A 12,235-nucleotide genomic window follows, 5' to 3' on the forward strand; every position below is an offset into this window, starting at 1 on the left:
GGATGCATGCAGGAGATGAGTGCGTATTTTCATGAATTGAAAGGAACAGCTTATGAGGTAGGAAAGCAGCAGGCTATTTGGCTGAAGGAACGCCCTTTGCTTAAGAAACAATACATTCAATCAGAACCGTTATCAAAAGAGGCTGTGAAGGAAACAAAGCAGCTGGTTCGACCGTTTCTTCCTCAGTTAGAAGAAGAGCTCTCGGGATTTTGTGATGCTATGCAAATAGATGAAAGCGATTTGACCTTTTTCTATTCTTCGCATCTTCAGCCAGGCTGTTCCCATTGTGTGATGCAAGGGAATGAGGCTGCCAATCAACAGACGGTGATGCTGCGCAACTATGATTTTTCTCCGCTGTTTGATGATATGCGTCTTGTATCTACACATGTGAAGGGCTCAGCAGTCCATGCAGGCTCATCATTAATCTTATTTGGTCGATCGGATGGGATGAATGAACATGGTCTATCGGTGACATTTTCTGCATGCGGTCCGCCTGTTGGCAACGAACCAGGCTTAAAGCCGCCTGCTGTTGCTGGCTTGCAAGTATATCATGTCATTCGTGCTGTGCTAGAGTCCTGTAAAACGGTGGAGGATGCCGTCCGTTTGGTACAGGAAATGCCTGTCGCGTCTAATGTTCACCTCATGCTTGCTGACCGGAAGGGAGAGGCGGCTGTGATTGAAATGATTGATGGGCAAAAAAAGGTGAGAAGGCCGGAGCGTGGATTTATTGCGGCTACGAACCATCCGCTCGCTGATCACACGGCAAAAGGGTTGACGAAACATCATTCTGTTGTCAGGTACGACATGTTAATTCAAGCTTTAGAAGAACAGCCGTCAAGCGAGTCTCTTACGGAACTATTTCAGACAGAATACCCTGCTGGTCTGACTGTGCACAATTATGAAGAGCTGTTTGGGACGATGCGAACCGTCATGTTTCGGCCGGAGGAAGGGACGATGGAGTATTGCTTTGGCTCTCCCGTCTATAATCCTACCTATTCATTAAAGGTCGGGGGCACACTGCCATTTCATGAACAAACGATTCAATTTCATCAAAAGGATTATGGACCTTCCTTTTGGAGAAACGTGTGAGTCTTTCATTTTGTCACAGCCTGTGTGCCAAATTTAGATCAACTTCAGGTTGCATCGATCAGTGAAAGCGTTTTATATTAAAGTGTGACAATAGACCTATTTAAGCAGAAGGAGGCATTTCATGTACATAACGGCACGAGAACAGAAAGTGATCAAATATATGATTCAGCAAAATCGTTATGTCACCATTCGTGAGATCGCCGATTCTGTTCAGGTAAGTACAAGAACCATTCATAGAGAACTTAAATCCATTAAACCTATTTTAAAGAATTACAACCTATCACTTGATAAACAGCCGGGGAAGGGCTTGAAGGCGGTCGGTGAACAGAAAGACAAACAGCGGCTTCTGTCTCATATTTCAAATGAAGATCAAATTGAATATAGTTCTGATGAACGGAAGCTCTTAATCCTGTGTGCCCTGCTTGAAGCAAAAGAACCGGTGAAATTATATACACTTGCAGCCGACTTGCAGGTCACAAATGCGACCATCAGCTACGACTTAGATGAACTGACGGACTGGATCGCTCCTTACGGTTTACTGCTTATCCGCAAGCGTGGGTACGGCATTGAATTAAAAGGACCGGAGGAAGCCAAACGAAAAATTGTCGGGAACCTGATTGTTGACCGTCTCGACATTCAATTATTTCTCGAAACGATTGAGATGAATATTAAACATCGAACGAAAGCGACTGAAAAGGTGTTTGGGGTAGTCAGTCGAGGACAGCTGCTCAAGGTAGAAAGGCTGCTCTTTCATTTGAAAAACAGACTCTCTCTCTCGTTGTCAGATAGTGCCTATATTGCACTTGTCGTTCACTTAACCTATGCCATTGAACGCATTCAAATCGGTGAAACCATTCGGATGGAAGAGGAAGAATTGCTTGAATTAAAGCGGACGAAGGAATTTGAATCTTCACTCAGAATCGCACGAGCATTAGAACGCATGTTTAATGTAGAGATTCCTGAAGCTGAAGTTGGATACATGACCATCCATTTGCGCAGTGCAAATCGAAGCTTTACGGCAGAATACCGCATTGATGAGATTGAGTTAGATATCGCGCTGAGAACGAAGAAACTCATTGACTTTATTTCTCATAAAACAGGCTATCATTTAAATGAAAACGATTCATTGTATGAGGGACTCGTGTCTCATCTTGAACCAGCTATGAACCGATTAAAAGAAAAGATGCGGATTTATAATCCGCTCACACAACAAATAAAAAAAGACTACTTCTTGCTGTTCATGGCGATTGAAGAAGGTGTGGAGCGCTTCTTTCCTGAGATCGAATTTCCAGAGGATGAAATTGCCTTTATCGTGCTTCATTTTGGTTCGGTGCTTGAAATTAAAAAAGAAGAAACCAAGATTCATGCATTGGTCGTTTGCTCAAGCGGTATCGGTTCGTCAAAAATGCTCGCATCACGATTAAAAAAAGAATTGCCTGAGATCGCCAAATTCGATCTATCTTCCTTAATGGAGCTAAAGGAAATCGACGCTGCAAGCTATGACATGATTGTATCAACCGTGCCGATCCCCTATGAGCATATTGATTACATTATGGTCAGCCCGCTCTTAAACGAGGATGACGCGGTGCGGGTCAAGTCTCATATTAAACGAAAAATTCCTTATCTGATTGAGAAAAAAAGAGCGCAGGAATCTGCAAAAGAATCGGTGGAGGAAACGGTTGATATGATAGGGATGGCAGAGCAAATCACGAATTATATGTCAGTGATTCGCAGCATCTTGTCCCATTTTACAATCGAAAAAAAGAAGACGACGGAGCAGCATGAGTCAACAATGAGAGAGCTGATGCGTCAGGTTGAAAGTCAAGGCTATTTAGAACGTGCAGACGAAGTGACAGCCGGTTTACTTGAGCGTGAGCAGCAAGGTGGTTTAGGCATTCCAGGAACCGAGTTTGCTCTTTTTCACTTAAAGCATGATCTCATTAAGAAACCGGTCTTTCATATCTATGATCTTGATGAGGCATACGAGATCAAAAGCATGGATGGCGGGCAGCAGCTTATGTCCAGAATGCTCCTCATGCTGGCGCCGCTAGAGCTTGGCAAAGAAGGGTCTGAAATGTTTAGCCTGATCAGTTCATCCATCATTGAAAGCGAAGAAAGCATGGCACTTTATGGACAAGGAACAAAGGAAGAGATTGAACAGAAATTACATCAACTTTTTTATCAATTTGTCAAAGAGGCAAAATGGTAAGAAAAAAGCCGAGAGCTTATTCGCTTCTCGGCTTTTTTGCTGTGACACAGACAGCGAGGGTGGGACGAATCTCCTCATATTCAACAGAAAACTGATCAAATCCAGCAAATTCTAAATCATTGAGGATGCTTTCGCTCATTTCTTTTGTTCGATTGGCGTCCGCTCCTTTTTCTCTTGGTTGCATCACAATGACGAGTGTTCCGCCCGGTTTCAAGGTGTGATAAAGGTTGAGTGCGCCAGCCTTTGGGTCATCCCAAATCGTATAATTGTTAACAGAAAGTACTTTGTCATACTGATCTGCCGGCAGGCGTGTTTTTTCAATTTTCCCGACATATAGCCGGACCTGCTTCTCTTTGGATCGTTTCTTTATACGCGAATGCGCCTGTTCCTTCATAGTTGAAGAAGCATCTAGTCCATCAATGTGAAGATCGTCATAATGCTTGAGCATATGTTTGATGCTATAGCCGGGGCCATAGCCTATTTCCAATATGTTTTCACCATCTGATAAATCTAAATGCTGGATCGCCCATTGATTCAGTGCCTTATTTTCATTTGCCATAATAAAACCTGCGATGCTTCCGAGCCAGCCTTTTGGTCTGCTAAAGGTTTTGGAAATGGTTGACAGCATGTGAGAACGCTCCTTTTTTATGTTTATGTAACCGATTTTTCCCATCCTGAAACCTGTCAGTTTTCAAAACGCATCGATGACGCATAGGGATGTTTGAGTGAAAAAATGAAGTGGTAATGAAAGGATACATCAACAAATCAAGGAGGAGCTTACACATGGATTTACGTGAATACTTAACAAATGGCATTCCGCGCCAAACGCAGGATCAGCAGCCAGGCAGTGAAAGAGAAATGAATCCTGCGCCGATCTATGAGGATGAATCGTATAAAGGGTCTGGTAAGCTAAAAGGAAAAGTAGCGCTGATTACAGGTGGAGATAGCGGAATTGGACGTGCCGTTTCTGTCGCGTATGCCAAAGAAGGAGCTCATGTCGCGATCGTATACTTAAATGAACATGAGGATGCAGAGGATACGCAAAAACGTGTAGAACAGGAAGGCGTCAAATGTTTAACGATTGCAGGGGATGTCGGGGACGAAGCCTTTTGTGAGAAAGCGGTAGAAAAGACAGTTGAAGCCTTTGGACAGCTGGACATCTTAGTCAATAATGCGGCCGAACAGCATCCGAAAGAACGTATTCAAGATATTTCTAGTGAACAGCTTCACCAAACCTTTAGAACCAATTTCTATTCCTATTTTTATTTTACGAAGAAGGCACTCGATTACTTAAAACCGGGAAGTTCCATTATTAATACAACATCTATTAACCCGTATCGAGGCAACAAAGTGCTCATTGATTATACAGCGACAAAAGGGGCCATCAACGGCTTTACTCGTTCTATGGCACAGTCGCTTGTGAAAGATGGAATTCGGGTAAACGGTGTAGCACCCGGTCCAATTTGGACGCCGCTCATTCCATCTACATTTGATGAAGACAGTGTCGAAAGCTTCGGTGCCGAGACGCCAATGGGAAGACCAGGACAGCCTGTGGAGCATGTAGGCTGCTATGTACTGCTTGCTTCGGACGAATCGTCTTATATGACAGGACAGACACTTCACGTCAACGGCGGTTCCTTTATGAATACATGATCAATAGTACGCCGCCCAGATTTAATTGGGCGGTGTATTTAGTATTTCTTCCGATTCTTCTGTACAGATGAGACAGACCATATGATAATGCCCACAACAACCGCTGCAATAACAAGTGAACTCAAATGGAACATCGTTTCATGATGCATATTCAACTTCCCCTTTCAATGTATCCGTTTTTTATAGCATCAGCTAGAAGATGTCTTTTTATGAAAAACACATTTCTTTGTTTAATGAATGGATTGTCGTGGAAACCTAAGAGTACGGATGACATTTTGAAGGAGTGAAGATACATGTCACAAGAAGAGTTAAAGCAAAAGGTAATGAACTTATTAGACGAACAAAAAGTGGGAACATTGGCGACTGTTGAACAAGATAAGCCGCATACCCGCTATATGACTTTTTTTCATGAAGGGCTGACATTATATACACCAACAAGCAAAGAAACACATAAAGCTGATGAGATTGAAAAAAATCCGAATGTTCATATTTTCATTGGTTATTCAGGTGAAGGATTTGGGGACACATATGCAGAAATCGCAGGTAAAGCCACATTAACGGATGATCCAGAACTGATCGACCGCCTTTGGTCTGATGAGATGGAGAAATGGTTTAAAGGAAAAGATGATCCAAACCTAGTGATCCTTAAGATTGACCCAACCTCCATTCGTTATATGAACGAAGGAAACCGGACACCAGCAGAATTATCACTTTAACACTTGCGTAAGTTGGGGGAATGTGTTATAGTTTTATATTAAGTGTTGAAATAGCAAATAAATAAAGAAAGTAAACTTTCTTTTTTCTATGACATAATGAGAAGCAATAGAGCTTCTACTTGATAAGAACGAGACGCTGTCAAAGCGAACAAACTTATTCTTTTCCTTCTGCAACCGCCCCCTATAAAAGCGGAAGAATGGAAAAAAGACGTTTTGATTTACAATTCACACTGGCACGGCTTCGGAGCCGTAAGGACGAATGAGAGGTAGGGCTTTCGTTGTCTTGTTATCCAGAACTTCCATGGCGTTTACTTTCAAACGTAGGTTCACTCGGAACACATATGACACACTGATATGATCGAATCTTAATTCATACACTCCGTGACGGAGATTAAACATTGATTATTTATTTGCATGAAAAGAGTAAGAAACGGGCTGCCATCTATTTGGCAGCCTTTTTACGTTTTAAACAATAAAATAGGAAAAAGGAAGAAAAAAAGCGGACACCATCCGCATGACATCCCCTTCAAATAGATTCGCCGCTAACAATAGAACAACGAACACTCATCGACAGAAAGAGGAAATGCTTCATCATCACTCCCTTCGCCCTTTCTTCTGATACCTCCAAATCCGGCCAATAAAAAAGAACATCACCGTAAACAAAATAGAGAAGATCAACATGTCCAGCAGTGTCACGCCTCTATCTGAATGCACAACCCCAAACCAAACCCATTGAAGAACAAAAGAGATAGCAAAATAAAAGATGGATTCTTTCATGAAATTCTCCTTTTTACTTATTTTTTTGACTGTTTAGCCACACAAACCAGATGAAGAAGGAACAAATGGCGCATGCGAGCAAAGTGACAGGCGGCAAGGTGTGCCAGCTAGTCAGCCCCTTTACAAAGCACATATAAAAAAAGAAAATGGTAATAGATACGAGCACCCCTTGCTTGAACCAACGGGGAACACGCAGCCAAGCCGCTAGAATGATCGATGATAGCTTATCCATTGAGATAACATCCTTTTTTTGAATCTGATTGGATTTTATCGTAAATAATCAAATATGTAAAATATGGATTTAGAAAGTTGGAATGGTATTCTGCTAGCATGAAACATTCTCGCTGCACTGACGTATAAGAAAAAGGAACTCCATGAAAGGAAGCGATCAAGTGAAAAGAATACCAGTGATTTTCCTCAGGTATATTGTCTTCTTTATTCCAGCAATCATTCTTAGTGTCTTGGTGTGGAACCATTACCAAGATGATTTGTCCGCAGGGAAAGCGACGCAATATGACGTCAAACAAATATTTACATTTGATGAAGGAAAACGAGTGGTGAGTGCTGTATCAAAAAACCAGCAGCTCCATTTTGCAATGTATGATCCCCAATCAGGAAAAAGAATCAGTGAATGGACCACGGAAAGCGATACGTTTAATGAAATGTTGCCAACCACTCAAGGGAACAACCTCTTACTTGCTTTAAAAAATAAAGAGGGGCAGCTGTTGATCGAGAAACTAACGCCGAGCGGGGAAAAGAAAGAGCTCGTTAAGCAAAATCTACAGATACCCTCGTTTTTAAAAACGAATACATATCAATGGAATGGACGACTCTTGTTTACAGGAGAAAAGGAAGGCGCTGCTGCGGTCCTCGGTGAGCTAAAGAATGGTCAGTTTCATGTCCACAATCTCAACGAGCTGAAGCTGCCAGCAAGACCTGTTTCCATCGATGTCGTCATGAATTCTTTTAGAGGGCAGACCCCATTCCCTATGTTTGAATTGACTTTGAAAAATGACCAGAAGGCGTATGTCAGCGGAATCTCAAACGAGAAACATCAGCTTGGGGTCTATGTCTCCAAAAGTGCTGAACCGTTTAGCCTCATTGAAGATAAAGTCGTGCAGCAGCTGCAAAAAACGATCGGATCATCACAAAACGTTGCTGTCGCTGTCGAATCCAACTATCCAAAAAGACCAAGGAAAGTGGATGCAGAGGGAAGGCTTGGGGAAGTCGTCCCAACCCCAAAACCGATTTACCAAACCTTTATCTACCAGCTGAATGAAGAAGAAGTTCTTCTTGCAGGCTCTACAGCAAAGGACGAAGCAAAAGGCAAGCTGACTGGTTATATTTATAATCATCGCACAAATAAGGCGACGTCTGCCAGCAAGCTTTTTCAGTCGTTGTCATATGAATCTTTACAAAAAGAAGATCTCTCTTTTCATAAAAATGTGAAGAGCGATTGGCTCTATTATTCACTTGGCAACCAATTAACGGGGGCATTTGAGGCGAAAAGCAAACAGCTAAAGGAATTCCCTTTGCAAAAGGTCATCTCAATCGAAAATGCCAGTCCAGCCCACCAAACGTCTGTTGACACCTTTATGCAATATGTCATGAAGGGCGGACCACTCATTCTCAACTGGGCGATATGGCTCTTTATCCCACTGCTGTTATTTGTGCTAGCGATCTTCCTGCCGCCGATTTTGAGACTGGTGAGAAAGAACAAGATAAAAGACAGTGTCACATTAGAAGCCAATATTGTATCTGTCAAAGAAACGGGTACCTACATCAATGAACAGCCGCTGGTCAACATGCAGCTTCAATTTCAATATGATGGGGAAAATATCGAGAAGGCGGTTAAAACGGTTGTATCCTATACTCAGATACCGCAGCCGGGTCAGCGTATCGCCATTCTCTACAATCCGAAAAAGAAAAAAGCGATGCTCTTAAAAGAGGGTGACTTCTCGCAGCCGAGCGAGCCAAAGTTCATCAAAGGCGCTATTTTAAGAAACATAGAATCATATGGAACCGTAGGACGAGGCACCGTCTTATCACTTACATTTGAAGCAGATCAGAAAAGGTATACCATTCCGATGATTCAAGCCGCTGGTTTTGAGTTTAGAACAGGAGAAAAAGCCGATCTCGTTGACATCAGCGGTCAGTTGAAAATGGCAGCCTATGGGCATGAAGTGCGGAATCGTGCGGGGAAAGACGTGACATTAACAGGAACGATCCAGCGGGTGAAGCAATATCCAGTCACAATTCATGATCAGAAGCCTATTATGCTGGATGTGACGGTTTCTAGCGGAGGTCAATCCATCACAAAAACGGTCAGTCAATTCATCCCTGACCATATGGAGGTCGCGCCAGGAACTCAAATCACGATGCAGACAAAACAAGAAGAGCTGGATAAAGAAATCAGTCTTATGCAAGAGAAACAAGGAAGTGCAAAAGTGACCCATGTCACATTTTCCGGTGTCATCGGCAACCAGCCGTTAGCGATCATTCAGATTGAGAGAGATGGCGTGATGTATGAAGTGAAACAGCCAATCGATCCGATCACTAGCGTACTGCCAGGTGATGAATTATGGGTGGCATATCACGAAATGACACGTCAAGCAGCCATTGTGAAATATGCATCGATTTAAAAAATACGTCAGCATGTAGAAAAAGGGCTAAAACGAATTTCGTTTTAGCCCTTTTGATTAAGCTTTTGTATCATACTGGCGAAGCACCTTATCATAGGCGAAGTTACCGAAAGGAATGAAAGCCGCAAAAAAACCAGCGATGGACCATTTCAAATGCCAGCGAACTTTAAAGGTCACATATGCCAAAACGAGCATATAGATCACAAACAATGCGCCATGAAGAGAGCCTACAATAGTGACTGCCATCGGAATATCCGCAAAATATTTTAGAGGCATGGCAATTAAAAGAAGGGTTAAAAGAGACATACCCTCAATAAAACCCGCCTGTCGAAGACGGCTAATACTTGTATGCATATACAAATCCTCCTGTATAAAAGCTAGTTTCTCATCTTCTAATATAAACGAAAGATCGTCTGGACATGCGATAATCTACGAAAAATTCAAAATATGTTCATGTTATTTTTAAAAAATGGGAGAATTGCAGCTGTGATGGATTTTAAAGATTAATCGATATCAATGAAACGAGCTAGGGCATAAATGCTAAATTCTTTTTTCTAACGCCTTTTGAATACAGAGGGTTTTTTTGTATGACTGGAAAACATATGATGAACGAAAATTTGGCGGGTTGGTGCCTATGCGGCACTACAAGCTCTAATTTCGTGGTACTTTCTGAATACGTTTCAGTGTAGATATGTCTCTATTTCAAGTGTGTTGTCTTTACACTAGTATTTCAGCTCTATTTCTCATTTATGTTCAGTCATTAGAACCGCATCTCCACGTCTGCTATAATAAAAGGATGGAATAGAAGAAAGAGATGTGAAATTTCGTGTCAAAAACAGTTGTATTAGCAGAGAAACCTTCGGTAGGACGTGACCTTGCACGTGTGCTGAAGTGTCATAAAAAAGGAAATGGTTTCTTAGAAGGAGATCAATACATTGTCACGTGGGCGCTGGGCCACTTGGTGACACTGGCTGATCCAGAAGGCTACGGGAAAGAATTTCAATCCTGGCGCCTAGAGGATTTACCAATTATTCCAGAACCACTCAAGCTTGTCGTGATGAAAAAGACAGGGAAGCAGTTCCAAGCGGTCAAAGCGCAGCTGGCGAGAAAGGATGTAAAAGACATTGTCATCGCAACAGATGCTGGACGTGAAGGGGAGCTTGTGGCAAGGTGGATTCTTGAAAAAGCACATGTGAAAAAGCCTCTAAAACGTTTATGGATTTCGTCTGTTACAGACAAAGCCATTCAAGAAGGGTTCAAACGATTAAAAGACGGCAGAGAGTATGACAACTTGTACCGCTCTGCGGTGGCGCGTGCAGAGGCAGACTGGATTGTAGGGATCAACGCAACAAGAGCGCTGACAACGAAGTTCAATGCGCAGTTATCCTGTGGACGTGTGCAAACGCCAACGATTGCTATGATCGCCAAGCGAGAGGAAGACATTCAGCAATTCCAGCCGAAGCCGTTCTTTGGGCTGACTGCACAAGTAGACGGACTGACGCTGACTTGGCAGGATGCAAAGACAAAACAAAACCGTACATTCCAAGAGGATGTAGTGAAGGAGCGCTTGGCAGCCTGTAAAGGAAAACCTGCGGTGATTGATGCACTGAAAAAAACAGCGAAAAAATCCTTTGCTCCAGGGTTGTATGACCTGACAGAATTGCAGCGTGATGCCCATAAACGCTACGGTTTTTCAGCAAAAGAAACACTGTCTACACTTCAGCGTCTGTATGAGCAGCATAAGCTCGTCACATACCCGCGTACGGATTCACGTTTCATTTCAGCAGATATCGTGCCTACATTAAAAGATCGACTCAAAGGAATGAACGTTAGACCTTACGCACAGCATGTGAATCGCATTTTACAATCAGGCATTAAAGCACATAAAGGTTTTGTCAACGACGCCAAAGTGTCAGATCACCATGCGATCATTCCAACCGAGGAAGAGCTGTATCCAGGTGCATTAAGCGATAAAGAGCGTAAATTATATGACCTGATTGCCAAGCGATTCCTCGCTGTACTGATGACCCCTTTTGAATATGAGGAAACAACAGTGATCGCCAAGATCGGCAGTGAGACATTCACAGCGAAAGGAAAAATTGTGCAATCAGCCGGCTGGAAAGCCGTGTACGATGATTCCTATGAAGACGAGGAATCAGCCGAAGCAGATCAGCACTTGCCGGCATTAACAGAGGGGCAGTCACTTGACGTACGCCAATTAAAAGAGACAAAAGGCGAAACGAAACCTCCTGCTCGTTTTAACGAAGCGACCCTTTTATCTGCCATGGAGAACCCGTCTGCATTTATGCAGAACAAGGAAAAAGACTTAGTGAAAACCCTTGGTGAAACAGGTGGATTGGGGACAGTGGCAACTAGAGCTGATATCATTGAGAAACTGTTTAACAGCTTCTTAATTGAAAAAAAAGGCAAAGACATCTTCATCACATCGAAAGGGAAGCAGCTTCTTTCTTTAGTACCTGAAGATTTAAAGTCACCTGCGTTAACAGCGGAATGGGAACAAAAGCTGTCTAAAATTGCGAAAGGCCAATTGAAAGCTTCTCAATTCATGAGTGAAATGAAGTCATATGCAAAACAAGCCGTATCTGAAATCAAACAAACGAACCAAACCTTTAAGCATGACAACATGACAGGCACACATTGTCCTGACTGCGGAAAACTCATGTTAAAAGTGAACGGGAAAAACGGCACCATGCTTGTTTGTCAGGATAGAGAATGCGGACATCGAAAAAATGTGGCAAAGAAAACAAATGCACGCTGCCCGAACTGTCATAAAAAGCTTGAGCTGCGCGGGGAAGGCGATGGCAAAATATTTGCCTGTGTTTGTGGTCATAGAGAGAAACTGTCTGTTTTCGAAAAACGCAAATCACAATCCAATCAAAAACGAGCCAGTAAGCACGATGTGTCTAAATATATGAAGAAACAAAAGAAAGTGGAAGAACCAATCAATAACGCACTTGCAGAACAATTGAAGAAACTAAAATTAGATCAATAGTCTTGTAAAAACCCATGTGAATTCGCATGGGTTTTTTGTTTGTTCGAGTATTTTGACATGTTGTTTTTCTGTAAATGGGAATATGTAAGCGAAAAGACTCGTAATTTGGTATAAAATATTTATTTTCATTTAAACA

10 protein-coding genes are annotated in these 12,235 nt (G+C 42.4%); 6 read left to right on the top strand and 4 right to left on the bottom strand.

The annotated features are described in order from the left end of the window. Positions 1 to 6 precede the first annotated feature (6 nt). The gene (locus M2353_RS01950; protein WP_284724837.1) at positions 7 to 1,089 is read left to right on the top strand and encodes a C45 family autoproteolytic acyltransferase/hydrolase; all 1,083 of its coding nucleotides are present in this window, start codon (positions 7 to 9) and stop codon (positions 1,087 to 1,089) included. A 121-nt stretch (positions 1,090 to 1,210) separates the two neighbouring features. Then, positions 1,211 to 3,298: a BglG family transcription antiterminator gene (locus M2353_RS01955; protein ID WP_284724838.1), complete on the top strand. Its 2,088-nt coding sequence runs from the start codon at positions 1,211 to 1,213 to the stop codon at positions 3,296 to 3,298. Positions 3,299 to 3,314: 16 nt separating this feature from the next. Here the strand turns inward: M2353_RS01955 and M2353_RS01960 are convergent, their stop codons facing one another. Beyond that, positions 3,315 to 3,926, bottom strand: a complete 612-nt coding sequence (locus tag M2353_RS01960; protein ID WP_138825095.1) for a class I SAM-dependent methyltransferase — start codon at positions 3,924 to 3,926, stop codon at positions 3,315 to 3,317. A 155-nt stretch (positions 3,927 to 4,081) separates the two neighbouring features. Here M2353_RS01960 and M2353_RS01965 point away from each other — a divergent pair, with 155 nt between their 5' ends. After that, entirely contained in the window at positions 4,082 to 4,951 is an 870-nt protein-coding gene (locus tag M2353_RS01965) for an SDR family oxidoreductase (protein WP_024720227.1), read from the top strand. 293 nt (positions 4,952 to 5,244) lie between these two features. Then, on the top strand, positions 5,245 to 5,667 hold the full coding sequence (locus tag M2353_RS01970) for a pyridoxamine 5'-phosphate oxidase family protein (RefSeq protein WP_284724839.1): 423 nt from the start codon (positions 5,245 to 5,247) through the stop codon (positions 5,665 to 5,667). A gap of 594 nt (positions 5,668 to 6,261) precedes the next feature. On the opposite strand, the gene M2353_RS01975 is transcribed toward M2353_RS01970, so the two are convergent. After that, entirely contained in the window at positions 6,262 to 6,444 is a 183-nt protein-coding gene (locus M2353_RS01975; RefSeq protein ID WP_284724840.1) for a hypothetical protein, read from the bottom strand. Between the two features lie 13 nt (positions 6,445 to 6,457). Beyond that, positions 6,458 to 6,676 carry a hypothetical protein gene (locus M2353_RS01980; protein WP_284724841.1) on the bottom strand — a complete coding sequence of 73 codons (219 nt, stop codon included), beginning with the start codon at positions 6,674 to 6,676 and terminating at the stop codon, positions 6,458 to 6,460. A 160-nt stretch (positions 6,677 to 6,836) separates the two neighbouring features. Between M2353_RS01980 and M2353_RS01985 the strand changes: the two genes are divergently transcribed. Beyond that, positions 6,837 to 9,086: a hypothetical protein gene (locus M2353_RS01985; RefSeq protein ID WP_284724842.1), complete on the top strand. Its 2,250-nt coding sequence runs from the start codon at positions 6,837 to 6,839 to the stop codon at positions 9,084 to 9,086. A gap of 57 nt (positions 9,087 to 9,143) precedes the next feature. Here M2353_RS01985 and M2353_RS01990 read toward each other — a convergent pair whose 3' ends face one another. Further along, positions 9,144 to 9,440, bottom strand: coding sequence for a DUF3817 domain-containing protein (locus M2353_RS01990; protein WP_034664017.1), 297 nt, complete (start codon positions 9,438 to 9,440; stop codon positions 9,144 to 9,146). Between the two features lie 472 nt (positions 9,441 to 9,912). Between M2353_RS01990 and topB the strand changes: the two genes are divergently transcribed. Next, the gene (gene topB / locus M2353_RS01995; protein WP_050826972.1) at positions 9,913 to 12,099 is read left to right on the top strand and encodes a DNA topoisomerase III; all 2,187 of its coding nucleotides are present in this window, start codon (positions 9,913 to 9,915) and stop codon (positions 12,097 to 12,099) included. The last annotated feature ends 136 nt before the right edge of the window (positions 12,100 to 12,235 follow it).

Source organism: Bacillus aerius, from assembly GCF_029894105.1.
GTDB lineage: Bacteria > Bacillota > Bacilli > Bacillales > Bacillaceae > Bacillus > Bacillus altitudinis.